This window comes from Paenibacillus sp. J22R56 (genome assembly GCF_056269375.1).
This window is the reverse complement of record NZ_JBWDNV010000001.1, coordinates 627,405-647,980: the sequence shown is the minus strand read 5'-3', so window position 1 is coordinate 647,980 and position 20,576 is coordinate 627,405. Positions and strand designations below refer to the sequence as shown.

Below are 20,576 nucleotides of genomic sequence, written 5' to 3'. Positions count from 1 at the left end.
GGGGGTTATTTATTTGAAAACGTTAAAAGGGCTAACAGTATTAGTAAGTTTGGTTCTTGTTCTAGCAGCATGTTCGTCAAATTCAAATTCGAGCTCTACCACAGATGGCGCAAAGAAAATGCAGGATACTTTAACGGAGATGCAGAAGAACGTGGATGCGAACGATGCCGCAAAAGCAGCAAAGAACGCTGAAGAGCTTGAGTCGAATTGGGAGAAGTTTGAAGACGATGTAAAGGCTAATCAAGCCGATGTATACGGTAAAGTTGAAGATCCATTGGGTGCGATTCAAACTGGTGTTAAAGAAACTCCACTGGACCAAGCAGTGCTTAAAGAACAAATCGCCAAATTAAATGAAGTCCTTAAAGAAATTAAATAATCAATAAAAGAAGCTGGGTTCGACAGCCCTGTAAAACGAATACAGTATCTGAAAAAACAAACCCAGTACCGCACCCGTACTGGGTTTGTTTTATACTAGAAAAATAGGAAAAGCATCCGAAGATTACTCTGGGAAAAGACAATCTAGAGAAAATGAAATCTGAACCATATCTCTATGGAGCAAGCGCATGGGCGATATGGCGGATGCGAAAGGCAGCAGTGACAAGGGTTCCCGAGTCAAGAGGAACTAGCGCTGCAGGCAGCTAACTTTTTCCCTGCTGGGTGCAATTGAACGTTCGTTTCCGATGGAGACTGTGGTATAATGGTTCGAGATAATTGAGTATGGTAAAGAAGGACGGGATTAAATAAATGATTAGTACTAGCGGCATAACACTTCGCTTCGGGAAGAAGCCTCTGTTCGAAGATGTAAATATTAAATTCACGCCTGGCAACTGCTATGGCCTCATTGGTGCAAATGGCGCCGGTAAATCGACGTTTCTGAAAATTTTGTCCGGCGAGGTTGAACAATCCAGCGGGGAAGTTCATATCACACCAGGCGAACGCCTTGCAGTATTGAAGCAGAACCATTTCGAATACGATGAGTTCGCTGTACTTGAAACGGTTATTATGGGTCACAAAAAGCTGTATGACGTTATGAAAGAGAAGGACGCTCTCTACGCGAAAGCGGACTTCACTGACGAAGACGGCATGCGCGCAGGCGAGCTTGAAGCTGAATTTGCTGACATGAACGGGTGGGAAGCTGAATCGCAAGCAGCTGAAATGCTGAACGGTCTGGGTATCACTCCTGATCTGCATGACAAGAAGATGGCTGAGCTTGGCGGTAACGAGAAAGTCCGCGTCTTGCTGGCACAAGCATTGTTCGGCGAACCGAACATCCTGCTGCTCGATGAGCCTACCAACCATTTGGACATTGAGTCCATCCGTTGGCTGGAAGATTTCCTGTCCGGCTACGAAGGCACTGTTGTCGTAGTCAGCCATGATCGTCACTTCCTGAATACGGTATGTACGCACATTGCGGACATCGACTTTGCTAAAATCCAAATGTATGTGGGCAACTATGACTTCTGGTATGAGTCGAGCCAGCTGGCTCTCGCGCTTCAACGCGGCGAGAACAAGAAGAAAGAAGATAAAATCAAAGAGCTGCAAGCGTTCATTCAACGTTTCAGTGCGAATAAATCGAAATCCAAGCAAGCGACTTCGCGTAAAAAATTGCTGGACAAAATTTCGCTTGACGATATTCGTCCGTCGAACCGTAAATATCCGTTCATTAACTTTAAAGGCGACCGTGAAGCGGGTAAATCGCTTTTGCTTGTTGAAGGTCTGACGAAAACAATCGATGGTGAGAAAATCATTGATAACTTGACGATTGCTGTAAACAAAGGCGACAAAATCGCATTTGTTGGTCCAAACGGTCTTCCGAAGTCGGTATTGTTCCAACTGCTCATGGGCGAGCTTGAAGCAGATTCGGGTACGTACCAATGGGGCGTTACAACAACTCAAGGCTACTTCCCGAAAGATAATGCAAGTTACTTCGATGGGGTTGAGCTGAACCTCGTGGAATGGCTTCGTCAATATTCGAAGGATCCAGATGAAACCTTCATTCGCGGCTTCCTAGGCCGTATGTTGTTCTCTGGTGATGATGCGATGAAGAAAGCAACTGTCTTGTCTGGTGGCGAGAAAGTACGTTGTATGTTGTCGAAAATCATGCTGAGCGGTGCGAACGTGCTTGTCCTGGATGAGCCAACGAATCACTTGGACCTTGAGTCCATTACAGCGCTCAACAATGGTCTGACAGATACAGACTGCACGGTTCTATTCACTTCGCATGACCATCAGTTCGTGCAAACGATCGCTAACCGCATCATGGAAATCACGCCAAACGGCTTGATCGACAGAATGATGACGTATGACGAGTACCTGGAGAGCGAAGAAGTTAAAGCGCTCCGCGAGCGTATGTACGCGGTATAAATAAGAATAAGAGGCTGTACGGGTTTTATTCCGTACAGCCTTTTTGTTTGTTTTACTTTTACTAAGTAGTCGCTTTTGTAAGGGAGCCTCTGTGCGGAGTAAAAGGTTTGAGCCGGAGAAGTGAAACGTTCGCCTTTGTTCCCAGATTTCAACCGCCTAAGCGAGTTGATTAAAGAAATCTGGGAACAACAGTGATCGGAGGCCAAAGCTTTTACGCAGCACAGCAATCCCGAGCAATCGCGATCCTTCTTATAGTTGCCTCTATGCATAAAAGTACGTATATGGTAAACACTGTTTCTCTAGACCCACTTGTATTCGTTCGGGTATGATACTCCATATTGCATTCATGGATTAACAGTGAAATGAGGTTAGGGGACATAAATGAATCAGTATGAAGAGATCAGGCAGGGCGAGAAGGGAGCCTTGGTCAGCATTGGCGCGTATATCGGGCTGTCTGCGATCAAGCTTGGCGCCGGCTATTGGTTCGCCTCAGGCGCACTCGTTGCGGACGGATTTAACAACTTAACGGATATCGTTGCATCAGTAGCTGTCTTAATCGGTTTGCGAATTTCACAGAAGCCGCCTGATAGGGATCATCCGTATGGGCATTTTCGGGCGGAGACCATTGCAGCCCTGATTGCCTCGTTTATTATGGCGACAGTAGGTCTGCAGGTTATTATCAATACAGTACGCTCCTTGTTCTCCGATGAGCAGAAGATACCTTCTCTGAACTCGGCATGGGTCGCTTTATTTGCGGCAGTGTGTATGGGAGCCGTTTATATCTATAACCGTAGACTTGCTAATCGCATTAATAATCAGGCATTACATGCAGCGGCGAAGGATAACTTATCTGATGCGCTGGTTAGTATCGGAGCTGCTATCGGCATCATAGGCGCTCAATTTGGCCTGCCTTGGCTTGATCCGGTTGCTGCGCTGTTAGTGGGCGGGATTATCTGCAAGACAGCTTGGGAGATTTTCTACAGCTCCACGCATGCTCTCACAGACGGCTTTGATGCGAATGAGCTGATGACGCTTCGCTCGACGATCGAGCGGACGACGGGCGTGAGGTCGATTAAAGACATTAAAGCACGTGTACACGGCAGTAATGTACTTATTGACGTAATTGTGCAAGTTGATCCTGGCTTGTCGCTTATCGAAAGCCATCGGATAAGTGATGAGATTGAGCAGCGAATGGAGAACAAGCATAATATTATGAGCATTCATGTGCATGTAGAGCCTTATGAGGCAACCGCAATTGAACCTCATTAAAAAAACCTTAGCCGTTTGGCTAAGGTTTTTTTCGTATCATTATCTTCCGTACTTTTTCATCATATCGAGGAATTTGTTGGCTGTGAGAGCCGGTGTTCCTGCATTCAAGCGGAATACTTCATCCGATCCCGGTCGGTTAATACCTGGGCGGGTAGTGAAAAATAAATTGACGCCTGCGTTTTTCTCAAGCTGCTTAACGCTGGAGGTGTAGGAGCCAAATGGGAAAGCAATCATCTGGTAGGAATTGTTCAATTCTTCCTTCAAACGTTTTTCCATCAGCTGTGCATCTGCTTCCACACGTGTCATGTATTCTTTCTTCGTTTCTACCCGGCCCTTGTCTGGCAGATAGATTGGATTGCTCAGCATTGGCCCTTTTTTCTTTCCTTTTTTATCGAGCGCAGCATATTCATGAAGATTGTAAGTATGGCTGTAGAAGCTGTTGCCTTCACCTTTAAGCTTACGCATCGTATCCCAAGTCAGATGCTTGGTGTGTACATTTTGTTTGTCGCTGCTTGCCCCAATTATGAAATGAGTACCAACAAAATTATACTTTTTCATAATAGGAACTGCATATTGATCAAAGCTCTCGTAGCCGTCGTCGAACGTAATGACAACTGCATTGTCAGGAACGGAGGCCTTTTTCTTCATGAAATCTGCAAACTGCTCAACGCTGATCACGTTATAGCCGTTCTCCTTCAGAAGCTTCATATGCGTGCCGAACCGGTTTGGAGAAATCGTTGCTCCGCTTTCCTTCTCATCGATATGGTGATACATGAGAACGATAACTTTGTTCTTATAATGTGCAGGTTTATTAGTAGCAGCGTTTAGCTGATACTGGGACACCGGCCAAGTGATCGCGAGGGCGATGACGAGGAGTGCAGCAATCACTTTCATTCTCACGACTTATTCCTCCTACGGATGAATTACGCGTCCAGCTGTCTTTCTGGAACGACTGGCCCGGAAGGGCGTTTCTTTGGCTTCGGCAGATTGCCGAAGGCGATCCAGTTAAATGGAACGTAACGGGCAAAGAAAGAAACAGCGATCCAGGATCCGACCAGGGCGAGCGCGAAGCCGCCGAGATACCAGAGATGAAGCTTCCAGGCTGTACCCGTATGGAGCGGATATTGCCGGTAGACGAGCAGGAAGAATGGATGGATCAAGTAGACACCAAAAGATAGAGCACCTAATCTTCCAATAAGCTTGGTTAGGACTTTTGGTAGTTTACGAGATAAAATAAATGCAATTTGCATTAAAACAAGTGCCGTTAGTACCCCATGAATATTCCACACGAGATCGAACAATGTAGTATTGAATGAATCAAGGTGAAGTCTAGTCTCGTAATACAAATACACATGCGCTAACCCTGCTGCAATCCAAAGGGCCCACAAAGCGATCCATGTGATCACACGAAGGGTAGTTGCATGGTTTCTGGCGATTATAATCCATTCTTTTATTTTCGGATAATAGATTCCTAGAGCTGCGCCCATCAAATAATACGAGAAATAAGAGAACGACCAGCTTCCGCGGTTGGGAACAGGTGTCTCCAGGCCGTATTTGTTAAGCATGAAGAAGCCCCATTGCAGCGCAAAGCCGACAGGAATGGCCCATTTGACCGTACGCGGATACTTTTTCATCAGCCACAGGAATAGTGGGAACATCAGATAGAACTGAATATTGATGTAGACGAAATAAAGATGCGTATAAGCCTTGCCGGTTAGTACTTTATCAATAAAGTTATGAAACTCAGTTGGTAGAGTCCGGTCCGGATAATAATAGAAATGCAAAATAGCGAAATAGAACAAGGAAAAGACCAGGTATGGAATTATAATATACAGCAGTCTCTTCTTATAAAAGCTGCCTAGCAACTTCTTGTCCAAAGGCCGGTTGTAATAGTTGTAGAAGAGGACAAAGCTGCTTAGGAAGATAAAGGTCGTCGTTCCGATTTTCATAAAAATATTAAAGAAGTTATACATGAAAAAGTAATTCGAGTTCACCATATCAACGGTAGCGAACGAAGTAGAGTGGACGGACAAGACACCGATGATAGCCATTGCCCGAACGAGTAGCAGTTCAGGTATGTTATCCCGTTTCTGCAGTGATGGAGAAGCCGTAGCCATTCGTTATTCATCCTTCCAACTGTTTATACTATTAACCTAGTTATTATAGTATAAACGGACAGGCATACACAACAATTTGTCTTTATCTCCCAGAGAGAAACGAAGACAAATTGTTGTTTTTTTCTTTACTCTCTAGGCTTTCTTCGCGCTGTTCCACTGTCCTGCGCCGCTTGAACGACACGCTTACGAACTTCCTCTACAACTCTCGTATTAAACACACTTGGAATAATATACAATCTGCTCAGTTCATCTTCACTGATGACAGATGCAATCGCTTCGGCTGCTGCGAGCTTCATCTCTTCTGTAATGTTGCTTGCCCGGCTGTCGAGTGCTCCGCGGAATATACCGGGGAAGCAGAGGACATTGTTAATCTGATTCGGATAATCGCTTCTTCCTGTAGCCATAACGGCAACAATATCTTCGGCTAGTTCTGGTCGGATTTCTGGTTCGGGATTAGCCATTGCGAACACAATGGGATCAGGTGCCATAGATAAGATATGTTCTCTGGTAAGAATGCCACCTGCTGATACCCCTATAAATACATCGGCATCTTCAAGCGATTCTTTTAGCCCTCCGCTGATTCTAGCTTCATTTGTATGTTCGGCATACCACTGCCACATAGGATTGTTATAAGTTAGATCAGCTGTTAGGATCCCTTCACGATCTACGCCAACAATATGTTTTGCACCGCCGGCGAGCAGCATTTTGGTGCAAGCTGTACCGGCAGCGCCGATGCCGCATACAACAAAACGTGTATCCTCTATTTTCCGTTTCGTTAGTTTTAGTGCATTAAGCAGCCCGGCATACAGTACGACGGCCGTTCCATGCTGATCGTCATGGAAGACGGGGATATCCAGATCCTCACGTAGTCTGCGTTCGATCTCGAAGCAGCGCGGCGCCGATATATCCTCCAGATTGATTCCTCCAAAAGCAGGAGCAATATGTTTAATAGAGGCGATAATCTCTTCCGTGTCCTGCGTATCCAAACAGATAGGGAAAGCATCCACATCTGCAAATTGCTTAAACAGCATGGCTTTACCTTCCATAACGGGCATGGCTGCGTAAGGGCCGATGTTGCCAAGGCCAAGAACAGCACTTCCGTCCGAGACAACAGCCACTGTATTTCGTTTAATAGTAAGAGTGTAAGCTTTCTTAGGGTCCGCTTCTATCGCTTGGCATACTCTGGCTACATCCGGTGTGTAGACACGGGATAGATCATCGCGGTTTTGAATTGGAGTTTTAGGCTGAATCGTAATTTTGCCGCCAAGATGAAGGAGGAAGGTGCGGTCGGATACATGCCGCAGACGAATGCCAGGTACACTTTGCAAGACAGATTGCAGCCGCTCGGCTGCCCCGGCTTCGGTAATTTTTACAGTTAAATCGCGTATGCTTATCAATTTATCGGTTTGGATAACGTCAATTGCGACTATATCTCCGCCGGCCGCTTCAATGGCTGTGACGGCTTTGCCAAATTGCGCCTGCTGGGTATCAATTTCGAGTCGTAATATGATTGTTTTTCCATCCATACTCCGTTCTTTCATCCTTATCCGCTCCCTTTTTTACACTGACAAGTACATCCTCTCTATAACAATAACCGGAAATGGCTTGTACTATTCTCCTAAAATAAAAGGATGTACATAGTAAAAAGCCGTCACTGCAACAGCTGCAAGACGGCTTTCGGACACGTAGTCGGATTATATTGTTCATTTCTTTTGTCGAGCAGGGTTTGGCGGTAACGGCTGGATGCATCGGTCTGCTGGATCGCAGCCATCCATTTGTCTACCGTCTCTGGTTTCTCCAGCATTTCTCCAAAACCGTTACGAATGAAATATTCGCAGTTTTCTTCTTCCTGCCCCGGAATCGGTTCATAGAACAGCATTGGGATTCCTTTGCTCATGCCTTCCGTGCAGGTCATCCCTCCGGGCTTTGTTACAAGAACATCTGCCACATCCATCAGCTTGCTGACTTCCTTGGTGAATCCTAGGATTCGAATATTCTCATGCCGGAAATTAGAGTTGGAAAGCATCTTTTCCTTAACCTTATCATTGTTCCCTACGCAAAAAATAAATTGAATGTGCTCGCGCCATTTCGTCATATATTCCAGCAAACTGTCCTCGTACATAAGTCCCCATCCGCCGCCCATAATAAGGACGGTAGGCAATGATTTCAAACCAAACTGCTGACGAACCTCAGCCTTGTCATGAGCTTTCCAGAAATGCGGATGGACAGGGATGCCGGTTACGTCAATGCGGTTTTCAGGAACGCCGTGATTGATCAGCTTGTCCTTCACAAGGGCGGATGAGACCAAGAATTTATTCACTTCCTGATTTACCCATGAGCCATGTGCGTCATAATCGGTAATGAGGGTACAAAGCTTGATATGAAGGCCTAGCCGCTTCAGTCGGCTGACTACAGCATTTGGAACAGGATGGGTACAAATAACGAGATCCGGCTTAAGCTGTGCGATAACTTGCGAGGTATGTGTGTAAAATACGCGATGGAGCGCAAGCTGAGCGAATCGATTTAACGATTTTTTATAATTGCTGCGGTACATGAGACCAACCATCTTCGGCTGACTGCTGACCGTTTTGCGATAGGCGGAAATAATCAAAGGTCCTAGTACGGGATTAAGAAAATTACCCAGCTCCATAACGCGGGTTTGTATATCCGGACTGAGCTGACGCATGCCTGCCGCCAAAGCGTGCGCGGCTTGCGTGTGCCCTGATCCGAATCCTTCGGAGAGCAGGAGCACTCTTTTCTTACGCATAATGTCACCTACTTTTCTAGTTCCATATTACGACTCTGTTCGATTTAAAACAAGTCATCCTGCTATTGAAGTTGCAGGTGCGGTAGTCCTAGTACGGACATGCATGCTGCAACCGAGAAAATCATGGGTTGATTTGCGTTAAAAAAATTTTATATGATAGGGGAATCATTCAAAATAGGAATGGACGCTAAGCGGTATTATAGCACATTGGAAATCAGAAGCGTGCGTAAGAAATTCTTGAGCCCATGCTTATGAAGCAAGAATTGCTTCACAATTCTTTTAAGCTAATGCTTACGAAGCAAGAATTGCTTCACAATTCTTTTGAGGAGGACTACATATGAATGAGATAACTCCAGGCACGATTGCCCGGGCGGATGTAAGATCGGGGCAGTACATTGGTGAGATTATAGAGGTTAATGGACCACGGGCTGTATTCAAGGTGCTGGCGGTGCTGAAGCATCCTGAGCAAGGGGATCTGCATCATCCTTATGATCCGGATGTCGCGATGTTCCATGAGCGGAGGGCACTCGGCTATACAGAGAAGACGAATGTTTTGCTTCGTGATTTGAAGCCATACGAGGGAGAAGTGCCGGATTACAATACTTCATTGCATGAGGCTGTAGCTTCGCAGATCGCCGCGCTGGACCGGCTGATGCGCTGGTCCGCGCGCGGGCTGGAGCTGCTGAAGGAATTGCGGAAGGATTATAAGTAAATAGAATTATTGCTACAATAGTATGCTGCCTTGCTTACTGCTTAAATTACTTGTTAATGAAGGCGGTTTGCAGGGTGCTGCGATAAATGACCTGCAGGCCAAGGGCTTCCGAAAGGGAAGCCAGTGGCAGGTAGGTTTTTGTTTCTTTACCGGATTTAAGCAGGAAGGCTGGCGGCGTGGACAGCTTAACCTTCTTATTGTCGATCGTTACATAAGCCGAACCAATGATAAAGACCACTTTATGGCTGTTATAGGTTACGGATGCGCTTTGTGATGTGTTGCTCCAGCTAAGTTTTGCACCAAGAGCATCCACGATGTCCCTCATCGCAACAAAGCTGCGATTGCTGCGCAGAACAGGCGGGGCAGCTCCGGCTGGAAGCTCTTTGCCAGCGACAACGACAGACATTTGAACATTGGCTGGACGTGTCCGAACGGTGCGGTAATCACCCCATATCGTATTGGCGAATGCGCGGCCCATAACTGCGTAACCGAGTTGATTCGGGTGGATGTCCTTATTGGCGATAGAGGTATACTCCAGCTCATGGCCGACGAATAAGTCACTCACACTGGTGATTTGAAGCTTGATATCGTCCTTCGCGAGTCTACTGCTAATCAGGTCAAGCTTGTTTCGGATTTTCTTTACACCGTCCAATAGGAGCAGGCGGTCTTCTTCTGGGTAAAGAGGAATCGTAACGTTGCCAATCTTCACCGGCGCAGGAATCGGCAAGTACTGATCCGCAATGACGATTTGTGCAGTCGGATTAAGACCAGCGATTGTTCGGATAGAGCTCTCGAGATCTTTTTCATACTGATCCAGCAGATCTTGGATATATTTAGTGACTTCCTCATCTGAAGCACCGGATGCCAGTTTGTCCATAACCGGGATAAGGTCATTTCCCCCGATCGTTAAGACGATAAGGTTGGCAGAACGTATGGATTTGGCCATTTGAGCGGTTTGCCCAATGAGTACATCCTTGCGCGGATCCTGCAGTTGCTGCTGAATCTCATCGGGTTTCACCATTCGTCCTTCCGAGGCAGCCTGTAGCAGCAGCTTAAGCCCCTCAGCTTTAAGGCCAATAATCCCGTAGTTGACATATTCTGCGCGAAGTCCATGGAACAAAGCTTGCTCGTACACCTGTTCTACATAACCGTAAGGAACGGATTTTTCCGTAAAACCATGCTCATAACCGGCAGTAAGGGAGTCGCCTAATGCGACGATTTGGTAAGGCCTAGATTCTTGCTGGGCGGCTGATGCGTATGTACCTCCCCAAGCCGAGACGGCTAATATGATGACTGCAAGCATGACAAATGTGAATCGGATACTGAGTTTCCTTGATTTGCTATACAAATGTTCATCCCCCTAATGATAAAATGTTAGCCATAGTATAAGAACACGAACAATGTACTGTAAAGTAAAGTTTTATCACATTCATAAAAATATTAAATTGATTCCCTTTTGGGGTGATGTTAAAATAATATAATAACCGCAATGGCGGAACACGGCCCGGAACATGGTCAATCTTAAACGAAAGCTTCATTCAGCTAAAAATTTTCCGCTAGATACGAACATTTTCCTCTCTAAGCTTCTGGAAAGTTTGTGTCCGCGGAAAATTGGCCATAAAGCCATCACGTTTAAGCTCGCAAGAACAGCAAGCAACTGGCCGATGTGTCACGTTTGCTGCCGTTCGATATACCGTTATTGAGCTGAGCTATGCTTGCCCAAAAATCTTCTGATAGAAAGGTTGCACACGATGAAAGAGAAAATTTTTGGATTACCGCCGAAACAAGGTCTATATGATCCGCGCTATGAAAAAGACGCATGCGGCATGGGATTTGTGGCAAACATCAAGGGAAGAAAATCGCATACTGTCATTCGTCAAGCGTTGACGCTGCTCGAGAACATGGAGCATCGCGGCGGTCAAGGCAGCGAACCTAACACGGGGGACGGCGCAGGCATCCTGCTCCAAATCCCGCATGATTTCTTCTCGCGTGAATTAAGAAAGCTTGAGATTGACCTGCCGCAAGAAGGAGAATATGCAGTTGGCATGATGTTTATGCCGCAAGACGAAGCGATCCGCAGTTCGTTTGAGCGTGAGCTCGAGATCATTATCCGTGAAGAAGGCCAATCGCTGATCGGCTTCCGTACTGTTCCTACGGATGATTCGAAACTTGGTCAATCCGCTTTGTCGGTGAAGCCATTTGTTCGTCAAGTGTTTATTGCGAAGAACCCTGAGCTTAAGGACGAATTGTCCTTCGAGCGCAAACTGTATGTGATCCGCAAACGCGCTGAGATTGCGATCCGTTTCGGTGGCAAAGAAGGCGGAGAAATGTTCTACTTCACAAGCCTTTCGAGCAAGAAGATCGTATACAAAGGGATGTTGACAACGGAGCAAGTACGCTCGTTCTACCAAGAGCTGAACGACGAGTCTGTCGTGTCGGCTATGGCACTTGTTCACTCCCGTTTCAGTACGAACACATTCCCGAGCTGGGAACGTGCGCATCCGTTCCATTACCTGATCCACAACGGCGAGATCAATACGCTTCGCGGCAACATCAACTGGATGCATGCGCGTCAGACATTGTTCGAAACCGAGCTGTTCGGCAGCGATATGGAGAAAGTAAAACCGGTAATCAGCCCGGATGGTTCGGATACAGCAATGTTCGACAACGCACTCGAATTCCTGCATTTGTCCGGCCGCTCCTTGCCGCATGTTGCTATGATGATGGTACCGGAACCTTGGTCGAACCATGAAAGCATGGACGACGAGAAAAAAGCATTCTACGAATACCACAGCACTTTGATGGAGCCGTGGGACGGACCTGCTGCAATGGCGATTACGAACGGTACGCAAATCTGCGCTTACCTTGACCGTAACGGCCTGCGCCCAGCCCGTTATTATGTAACGAAAGACGATCATATCATCCTTGGTTCTGAAGCCGGCACTGTCGAAATCGCTCCTGAAGAGATTTTGTACAAAGACCGTCTCCGTCCGGGCCGTATGCTCGTTGTAGATACGAAAGAAGGCCGCATTATTTCCGATGAGGAAGTGAAAGCACAAATCGCGGCTGAACAGCCTTACCGTGACTGGCTTGACGAGCATCTGATAGACCTCGAAGCATTGCCGGACGCACCTGAGCTTCCTGAACTGGATCATGCTACGGTGCAACAGCGTCAGCAGGCATTTGGCTACACCTTTGAAGATGTACGTAAAGTGCTTGAACCAATGGCGAGCAGCGGCCAAGAGCCAATCGCTTCCATGGGTTACGATGCGCCGCTTGCTGTATTGTCGGAGCGTCCACAGCGTCTGTTCAACTACTTCAAGCAGCTGTTCGCGCAAGTAACGAATCCGCCGATTGACGCGATTCGTGAAGAAATTGTTACAGCCGTTAGCACAACGATTGGGCCTGAGCGCAACCTGCTGAAGCCTGAACCGGAAAGCGCACGCCATATCAAGCTGGATACGCCAATCCTGTCGAATGAAGAATTTGCGAAGCTTCGCCATGTACGCCGTCCTGGCTTCAAGTCGATTACGCTTCCGATCTTCTTCCCGGCTGCTGAAGGCGAAGAAGGCCTCCGCTCCGCACTTAAGCTTATGCGCGAAGCGGCAGACCGCGTTATTGAAAAGGGTCATAATATTCTTATTTTGTCTGACCGTGGTCTGGATAAAGACAACGCTGCGATTCCGTCGCTGCTTGCTGTATCCGCTTTGCATCATCACCTGATCCGTCAAGGTACAAGAACGAAGGTTGCGATTCTGCTTGAATCCGGCGATCCGCGCGAAGTGCACCATTATGCTTTGCTGCTTGGTTACGGCGTCAATGCGGTTAACCCATATCTGGCGTTCGAGACGCTTGACGATATGATCCGCCAAGGCATGCTGAGCAACATCAAGCATGATAAGGCAGTTAAGAACTACATTAAAGCCGCTACGAAGGGCGTAACAAAAGTATTGTCCAAAATGGGTATCTCGACGATTCAGTCGTACCGCGGTGCACAGATCTTCGAAGCACTTGGTCTGCAAGAAGAGCTGATCAACGAGTACTTTACATGGACACCTTCGCGTATCGGCGGTATCGGTCTTGATATCATCGCTCAAGAAGCGCTGAAATGTCATAACAAAGCATACGCTGACCAAGAGGGCGGGGAGAAAGAACTCGATTCCGGCGGCGATTATCAATGGCGTAAAGACGGCGAAGACCATTTGTTCAGCCCGCAAACGATTCATACGCTGCAAATGGCATCCCGTAAGAACGACTATAAGCTCTACAAGAAGTTCTCGAGCATGGTGCAAGGCGAAGACAAGAAGCATCTGATGCTTCGTTCGCTGCTCCAGTTCAAGGATGGACGGCAATCCGTGCCAATCGACGAAGTCGAGCCGGTTGAATCTATCTTCAAACGTTTCAAAACAGGCGCAATGTCGTTTGGTTCGATCAGTAAAGAAGCGCATGAAAGCCTCGCAATTGCAATGAACCGTATTGGCGGTAAATCCAATACAGGTGAGGGCGGCGAAGATCCAGCACGTTTCATTCCTGATGCCAATGGCGATTCCCGCCGCAGTGCGATCAAACAGGTTGCATCGGGCCGTTTCGGCGTAACGAGCAACTATCTGGTTAATGCGGATGAGATTCAAATCAAGATGGCGCAAGGCGCGAAACCAGGTGAAGGCGGTCAGCTTCCAGGACGTAAGGTTTACCCTTGGGTTGCTGAAGTTCGTGGTTCCACTCCTGGTGTAGGTCTGATCTCGCCTCCTCCGCATCATGATATTTATTCGATCGAAGACCTTGCTGAGCTGATTCACGATCTGAAAAATGCGAACCCTCGTGCTCGCATTAACGTGAAGCTTGTATCCGAGGTTGGCGTGGGCACAATTGCTGCCGGCGTTGCTAAAGCACGTGCAGACGTAATCATGGTCAGCGGCTATGACGGCGGTACTGGTGCATCTCCAATGAACTCGATCCGTCATGCGGGTCTGCCATGGGAGCTTGGGCTTGCAGAAACGCATCAAACGCTGATGCTGAACAATCTGCGTGACCGTGTCGTTATCGAAACCGATGGTAAAATGATGAACGGCCGCGATGTTGCGATTGCAATCTTGCTGGGTGCTGAAGAATACGGCTTCTCGACTGCACCACTCGTCGTACTGGGCTGCGTTATGATGCGTGTATGTCAACTCGATACTTGTCCGGTTGGCGTTGCAACACAAAACCCAGAGCTTCGTGCTAAATTTATGGGCGATCCAAGCCATGTCGTGAACTACCTTCACTTCATTGCACAAGAGCTTCGTGAGATTATGGCTGAGCTTGGCTTCCGTACCATTCAAGAAATGGTTGGCCGTGTTGATATTCTTGAATCGAAGAATCTGGTTGACCATTATAAAGCAAAAGGTATTGATCTTAGCCTTCTGCTGCATTCCCCGGATGTACCGCAAGACGCAGCGCGTCATAACGTACAAGAACAAAATCATGGTCTCGAGCTTTCGCTCGACATGCAAGAGCTTGTTCCAGGAGCAGCGGCAGCATTGGAAAGCGGCGAACGTGTTCGCGGCTCATTCCCGATCTGCAATACGAATCGTGTAGTTGGTACCATTCTCGGCAGCGAAGTAACTCGTCGTTACGGCGCGAAAGGCTTGCCTGAAGATACAATCTCCTACCACTTCGTTGGTACTGCTGGTCAAAGCTTTGGCGCATTCGTTCCGAAGGGCATTACGCTCTCGCTGGAAGGCGACTCCAATGACTATGTTGGTAAAGGCTTATCAGGTGGTAAAATTATCGTTGCTCCATCTCCGAAGGCTACATTCGTAGCAGAAGAGAACGTTATTATCGGCAACACAGCGCTGTACGGTGCAACGGATGGCGAAGTTTATATCCGCGGTATCGCAGGCGAACGCTTCGCGGTTCGGAACTCCGGCGTGAAGGTTGTTGTTGAGGGCGTAGGCGATCACGGTTGTGAATATATGACTGGCGGCCGAGTTGTTGTACTCGGAAGCACAGGCCGTAACTTTGCGGCAGGTATGTCCGGTGGTGTTGCTTACATTTACGATGAGCATGGTGACTTCTACAAAAACTGTAACATTGAGATGGTTCTGCTTGAGCGTCTCGAGACAGAAGAAGAAGTTGCTGAGCTTCGCGGCTTGGTTGAGCGCCATGTGGAATATACAGAAAGCGCCGTTGGTTCGCGTGTTCTGAACGATTGGGAAGCATCGCTTAACAAATTCGTGAAGGTTATTCCGAAGGACTACAAGAAAATGCTGGAGCATATCCGCAAAGCGGAAGATGCCGGCTTGACTGACGACAAAGCTCTTCTTGCAGCTTTTGAAGCAAGCATGAAAGAGTTGGCTCGTACAGGAGGATAAAGGGAAACAGGCTGGGCAGTTGCTCAGCCTGTTTTTTTTGAGGATGGTGGCTGTGTACTCTGGATGCCGGGAAAGTATCTCCTTACGGTCGCTGTTGAAATCGTGGGACTTTGATTAGAATAGGTTGAGGCTGTCCCACGATTTCAAAGGCGAACGCTGCACTCCTCCAGGAGATACTTTTCCTCTATCCATTCGTAGCCACCACTCAAAAAAAGGCAAGCTAAGCAAAATGCCGCTCGCCTGAATGGATAGGACAAGGGGAGGCGGGAATGTGGAACCATTCCCTCAATTTCCTTGTGAGAAACATCTCACAAAACAATTAATATATATTGTAAAACGATAAACGACGGTTTATAATATCACTGAATCTATACAGATGAGGTGTTATTTGTGAGTCGATTTACAATATTGTTTTTGAAGATTACTGTGGTTCTGATGGGGTTGCCAGCGATTGCTGTGTGCGTATTTGCGGTGATTGCATTAATTCGAGATAACCCTGATCAGTTTCCAGGAAAAATGCAAGTATCGGATATCGGATTTTTTACAGCCGTTATTCCTTATTTCATTGCTTTGTATAAAGCGTTTCAATTGATTGGTTATATTGATAAAAAGATCGCTTTTTCTGAGCTGTCTGTCCGGGCATTAAAGAAAATCAAATACTGCGGGTTCAGCATCAGTCTTATTTTTGTGGCAATGGAGCCTGTTTTGTACATCATGGCAAGACAGGAAGATGCGCCGGGGGTTGTTGTACTTGGCTTAGTTGTAATCTTCGCCTCGTTTGTGATCGCCATATTCGGAGCTTTGCTTGAACGGTTATTGCAAAACGTCATTTATTTGAAGTCAGAAAACGAGCACACAGTCTGAGGTGGAAGGAGAGAATGAATGATCTACATCGAAACACCTAGATTACGATTACGCGACTGGGAAGAAACGGACTTGGAGCCTTTTAGCCGGATGAACGCGGACGAGAAGGTGATGGAGTATTTTCCTAAAACGTTATCGGCCGAAGAGACAAACGTGTTCTACAAAAATATTGCTGCAGAGTTTGAAAAGTGCGGGTTTGGATTATATGCCGTGGAGCTCCAAGATAACAAAGAGTTTATCGGGTTTATTGGATTTCATCGGGCAACGTTTAAAGCTGATTTTACACCGTGCATAGAGATTGGGTGGCGGCTGAAACAAGAGGCATGGGGAAGGGGTTATGCAACAGAGGGGGCGAAGGCTTGTTTGCAATATGGGTTTAGCAAGCTTGGTTTTATTGATGTTTATAGTTTCACAGCCGAGATTAATACCCCGTCGAAAAATGTAATGAGCAAGCTAGGTATGAACTACTTAAAATCGTTTGATCACCCAAAGGTTGAGAATACTAGTCCACTCTGCAAACATGTATTATTTCACATAAAATAACCGCCCATTTGGGCGGTTATTTTATGTGTTGGACTTGCATAGGATGTAAGCAGTAAGGAATGAAAGTTGAAGAGAGAAAATTACTGCCAAGGCTAGATATATTCCATCGTCACCATCTGTAGATAATATGGCTAGGTGGTTCGATTCTTATGTTCGTCTATTTTACAAAAAAATGGAAGATAAATCGACTTCAGAAATGAAGAAAAGGTTAGGAGCAGAACCAATCTGCTTCTAACCTTTTGCTAACCAATGAGGGATTGCCAATCTAAAAGGCATCATCTCAAAAAATAAATGGGCAGTTTTTCCTATTTTCGACAAAAAAAGAACTAAAGTTACCACAACTTCCGACATATTCCAGTCTAATTGTTAGGTATAATAACATTATTGTTTTACTAATGATTTCATATTTATAGAGAGTAGGAATCGGATATGATGAGAGAAGTAGAAATTCAGGTAACGAATGTAGAAGACACACGAACAGAATTAAACATTAGAGAAATTCTTATGCAATTGGATATTCCGCCGGAAAAATGGCCTTCAGATCTCATCCAGCCCTAACAAATGATACCTGACTAATTCATCATACGTTCAGCTCGAACGAAGGCAATAAACCGTTTGGTTTCTTCAACCGTAAGCTTACGTCCATCCACGCTTAAATTATATTTCTCCAGCAGCTCTTCGTCAGATAACTCCAGATGATCGACAAAGTTTCGAATATCATCGCTTAGCGCCGCTTGTGAATTCATCGTTCTACCTACCAAATAATCTATGGATACTTGATACAGGTCAGCGAACTTTGCCAATGTCTCCGTATCAGGTTCTCTGCGGTTTTTCTCATAATGAGATAAAGCAGCCCTGGATATGCCGAGCTTCGCAGCGGTTTGCTCCTGTGTCCATTTTCTTTCTTCCCTCATGCCAGCAATTCGGTTCCCAATGTTCATTACATATCCTCCTAAATTTGACCGATTTCCGCTACACCTATATTAATACGGAAACGTTAGAAATGCATTTATTGCAACAAAACGTCGCAAAAATTTTACCGTATTAGTAATTTTCCTTGACATGATACAGATCGTATCGTAAAGTGAGAAGAACAAGGGATACGAAACGTATCATTATGATTTCCAGTATTCACGCTAATCGTTGCCGTTATTCCTCCCTATGAAAATTAGGCAAGGAGTTGCATCATCATGGGTTCCGACCCTTATATTCCACGGACCAACATTCGTATTCATTTACATGAAGGAGTAACTGCTCAGGCAGGGCTGCTGGATGAGCAAGGCTTATTGCTGACCTCGTCAACATGCTCGGTTCTAATCATGAACATCAGCCGTCATGGGCTTTGTTTTATGTCTGGCTTGCGTTTTCCTGTGAATAAAGGCTATATGCTGGATTTTCAGATGAACCTGGCCGGCGTTGCTATGAATCTTCGAGGTCATGTGGTTTGGCGGAATAAACGGGATAACCAATATGAATATGGCATTGTCTTTCATCCGCCTAATAGGCTTCGAGCTGTACTGGTCCGTATGCTAAATCAAGAACTTCTACGTCAAAGCCCGCAGCAGTACAAAATCCACGCTTTATATCGTGCTCTAAATCATAAGGCTTACCAATAATAGCTGGCAGGTGGTTAACTCATGCAACAATCCGCAATGGAAAAAAGCAATCTGATCACGACGCTTAATCCGGAGTCTCCCATTTCCGAAGCTTACCGTTCACTACGTACGAACATTTTATTCTCTTCAATTGATGCGCCTGTAAAAACCTTAATGGTAACTTCCTGCCAATCTGGCGACGGGAAGACGACCACGATAGCCAATCTGGCGGTTGCTTTCTCACAGGAAGGTAAGCGGGTGCTCCTAATTGATGCAGATTTGCGCAGACCAACGCTTCATACGATATTTGTACAATCTAATCAAAGCGGTCTAACGAATATTCTTGCTAATCAAATGGAATGGCAGGATGCTGTTCGTTCAACTTCAATAGATAACTTGTATTTCATAGGTTCAGGTCCTACTCCTCCTAATCCATCCGAAATGCTTGGCTCCAAAAAAATGAATCTGCTCATAGAGGAACTGTCTGCTCATTACGATATGATCCTGTTTGATGCGCCGCCTTCACTTATTGTGACTGATGGTTTAGTTCTTGCTTCCAAATGTGATGGAGTGGTTGCGGTCATTAGCGTAGGGATGACAAAGCGCCAACAAGCGAAAAAAATGTACGCCAGTCTGGAACATGTAAAAGCTAGGCTGCTTGGAGTTGTACTTAACAACAAAAAGAAGAAAAGTAAAGACCAGCTGTACTACGCCTATTACGGTACCAATGGGAGGCAGTAATGGGAGAGCAGCAGGTGAGACTTGTATTGCTCGCCGGCGGCCAGGGCAAGCGGATGTGGCCGCTTTCTCATGCCAAGCGAGCGAAACAGCTTCTTCCCTTATTAACTGGTGAAGAAGGAGCGAGGCAATCTTTGTTGCAGCGACTTTGGAGCCAGTTAGGCAAAATCGGTTTGCAACAAGATTCGTTTATTGCGATTAGCCGTCATCAGGTGGAGACTGTTCGCAATCAGATGGAAGGCAGCTCGAATGTCATCCGTGAGCCTGAGGCTAGAGGGATGTATCCTGCCGTCGCGCTTGCTGCTGCCTATTTATATTCCGTTGCATCCATCCCGCTTTATGAGACGGTGGCAGTGCTGCCATCTGATTTGTACCTCGAAGACGAGGAATGGCTTGAAGCATTAAAGGAGCTACCGGAGCAGTTTCGTAAGCATGAGCTATCCCTAGTGCAGACTAGCGATGGAAGTGGGATAGTGGCATTTCAGCTAGGGACTGTTATTTCTTGCTTGCAGCAAGAAGGGCTGCCGCTCCAATATGAGCAGCTTTATCGGCATTATGAAGAATTGCACAGCAGCCTAGCTCAGGTCGTTGAGCAACTGGTTGAGGGCTGCCCTACTTTTAAGATGCCGGAGCTGCCTTTTTATCACATCAACAGCTGGGATGCGCTTCACACCGCATTGCCGAATATCGATCCTATTTATAATGATTCGGCAGTACCCATCGTTTTGAAGGGGCTGAACGACATTACAATTGCCATGTCTTCTGCAGGTATTCTCGTAGCAGCCAAAGGGGCAGTCCAGTCCGAGATGGAGCTTGAAGGATTTCGATCAGAAGAGCCGCTGTTTTTGTCTGGTTATGAAGAAGGAAGCTGGGGTTATGCGACGGTCATCCATACCACTACAAGAAGTCTTGAAGGTCACCAATCCGTCACTAGACAGCTTACTGTAATGGCGGGTAAAGAGCTGGCTTATGAGCTTTATTTGAAACGAAAAAAAATTTGGACCGTGCTGGCTGGTGAGGGAGAAGCTATCCTCAATGAGGAAAGACGAGTCATCCGGGCAGGCGATGTGATCGAGATCGCACCAAGAGTGAAGCATACGATTCGGGCTGTTTCACATCTATCGATAATCGAGGTACAGATCGGTTCAGAGCTAATGGAAGATGACCGTATTATCCTGGCAGACAATTGGGAAGACCTGCTTCTAGACTATGCTGCCATATAGAGAATAGGTCTCCGTAGGAAAGAAGGGGGCA

16 protein-coding genes are annotated in these 20,576 nt (G+C 46.5%); 10 read left to right on the top strand and 6 right to left on the bottom strand.

The annotated features are described in order from the left end of the window. Window positions 1–13: 13 nt before the first annotated feature. The 3 genes from AC0YNT_RS02860 (at window position 14) to AC0YNT_RS02850 (ending at window position 3,633) form a co-directional block, all read left to right on the top strand. Window positions 14–376, top strand: coding sequence for a hypothetical protein (locus tag AC0YNT_RS02860; RefSeq protein ID WP_475803234.1), 363 nt, complete (start codon window positions 14–16; stop codon window positions 374–376). A 368-nt stretch (window positions 377–744) separates the two neighbouring features. Further along, on the top strand, window positions 745–2,364 hold the full coding sequence (locus AC0YNT_RS02855) for an ABC-F family ATP-binding cassette domain-containing protein (RefSeq protein ID WP_475803233.1): 1,620 nt from the start codon (window positions 745–747) through the stop codon (window positions 2,362–2,364). Window positions 2,365–2,745: 381 nt separating this feature from the next. Continuing rightward, on the top strand, window positions 2,746–3,633 hold the full coding sequence (locus tag AC0YNT_RS02850; RefSeq protein WP_167279422.1) for a cation diffusion facilitator family transporter: 888 nt from the start codon (window positions 2,746–2,748) through the stop codon (window positions 3,631–3,633). Window positions 3,634–3,672: 39 nt separating this feature from the next. On the opposite strand, the gene AC0YNT_RS02845 is transcribed toward AC0YNT_RS02850, so the two are convergent. From AC0YNT_RS02845 to AC0YNT_RS02830, 4 genes are all read right to left on the bottom strand, one after another. After that, window positions 3,673–4,527, bottom strand: coding sequence for a polysaccharide deacetylase family protein (locus AC0YNT_RS02845; protein ID WP_475803415.1), 855 nt, complete (start codon window positions 4,525–4,527; stop codon window positions 3,673–3,675). Between the two features lie 29 nt (window positions 4,528–4,556). Next, window positions 4,557–5,750: an acyltransferase gene (locus AC0YNT_RS02840; protein WP_475803232.1), complete on the bottom strand. Its 1,194-nt coding sequence runs from the start codon at window positions 5,748–5,750 to the stop codon at window positions 4,557–4,559. Between the two features lie 125 nt (window positions 5,751–5,875). Then, window positions 5,876–7,291 carry an NAD-dependent malic enzyme gene (locus AC0YNT_RS02835; RefSeq protein WP_475803231.1) on the bottom strand — a complete coding sequence of 472 codons (1,416 nt, stop codon included), beginning with the start codon at window positions 7,289–7,291 and terminating at the stop codon, window positions 5,876–5,878. A gap of 110 nt (window positions 7,292–7,401) precedes the next feature. Next, entirely contained in the window at window positions 7,402–8,517 is a 1,116-nt protein-coding gene (locus AC0YNT_RS02830; protein ID WP_475803230.1) for an MGDG synthase family glycosyltransferase, read from the bottom strand. A gap of 337 nt (window positions 8,518–8,854) precedes the next feature. Between AC0YNT_RS02830 and kapB the strand changes: the two genes are divergently transcribed. Then, a complete protein-coding gene (kapB, locus tag AC0YNT_RS02825) occupies window positions 8,855–9,229 on the top strand; it encodes a kinase-associated lipoprotein KapB (RefSeq protein ID WP_475803229.1) in 375 nt (124 codons plus the stop codon). Window positions 9,230–9,275: 46 nt separating this feature from the next. Here the strand turns inward: kapB and AC0YNT_RS02820 are convergent, their stop codons facing one another. Continuing rightward, window positions 9,276–10,577, bottom strand: a complete 1,302-nt coding sequence (locus AC0YNT_RS02820; RefSeq protein WP_475803228.1) for a stalk domain-containing protein — start codon at window positions 10,575–10,577, stop codon at window positions 9,276–9,278. 403 nt (window positions 10,578–10,980) lie between these two features. Between AC0YNT_RS02820 and gltB the strand changes: the two genes are divergently transcribed. The 3 genes from gltB to AC0YNT_RS02805 all read left to right on the top strand — a co-directional run bounded on the left by gltB (window position 10,981) and on the right by AC0YNT_RS02805 (window position 16,989). Next, window positions 10,981–15,582: a glutamate synthase large subunit gene (gltB, locus tag AC0YNT_RS02815; protein WP_475803227.1), complete on the top strand. Its 4,602-nt coding sequence runs from the start codon at window positions 10,981–10,983 to the stop codon at window positions 15,580–15,582. A 390-nt stretch (window positions 15,583–15,972) separates the two neighbouring features. Further along, complete coding sequence (locus AC0YNT_RS02810) at window positions 15,973–16,446, top strand: DUF2975 domain-containing protein (RefSeq protein ID WP_475803226.1); 474 nt, start codon at window positions 15,973–15,975, stop codon at window positions 16,444–16,446. Between the two features lie 18 nt (window positions 16,447–16,464). Further along, complete coding sequence (locus tag AC0YNT_RS02805) at window positions 16,465–16,989, top strand: GNAT family N-acetyltransferase (RefSeq protein WP_475803225.1); 525 nt, start codon at window positions 16,465–16,467, stop codon at window positions 16,987–16,989. A 572-nt stretch (window positions 16,990–17,561) separates the two neighbouring features. On the opposite strand, the gene AC0YNT_RS02800 is transcribed toward AC0YNT_RS02805, so the two are convergent. Then, the gene (locus AC0YNT_RS02800) at window positions 17,562–17,930 is read right to left on the bottom strand and encodes a helix-turn-helix domain-containing protein (RefSeq protein WP_475803224.1); all 369 of its coding nucleotides are present in this window, start codon (window positions 17,928–17,930) and stop codon (window positions 17,562–17,564) included. A 249-nt stretch (window positions 17,931–18,179) separates the two neighbouring features. Here AC0YNT_RS02800 and AC0YNT_RS02795 point away from each other — a divergent pair, with 249 nt between their 5' ends. The 3 genes from AC0YNT_RS02795 to AC0YNT_RS02785 are packed head-to-tail and all read left to right on the top strand — an operon-like array spanning window position 18,180 to window position 20,545. Continuing rightward, a complete protein-coding gene (locus AC0YNT_RS02795; RefSeq protein ID WP_475803223.1) occupies window positions 18,180–18,605 on the top strand; it encodes a PilZ domain-containing protein in 426 nt (141 codons plus the stop codon). Between the two features lie 21 nt (window positions 18,606–18,626). Further along, window positions 18,627–19,325, top strand: a complete 699-nt coding sequence (locus tag AC0YNT_RS02790; RefSeq protein WP_167279434.1) for a CpsD/CapB family tyrosine-protein kinase — start codon at window positions 18,627–18,629, stop codon at window positions 19,323–19,325. Continuing rightward, window positions 19,325–20,545, top strand: coding sequence for a sugar phosphate nucleotidyltransferase (locus AC0YNT_RS02785; RefSeq protein ID WP_475803222.1), 1,221 nt, complete (start codon window positions 19,325–19,327; stop codon window positions 20,543–20,545). The genes AC0YNT_RS02790 and AC0YNT_RS02785 overlap by 1 nt, the downstream gene beginning before the upstream one ends. Window positions 20,546–20,576 lie beyond the last annotated feature (31 nt).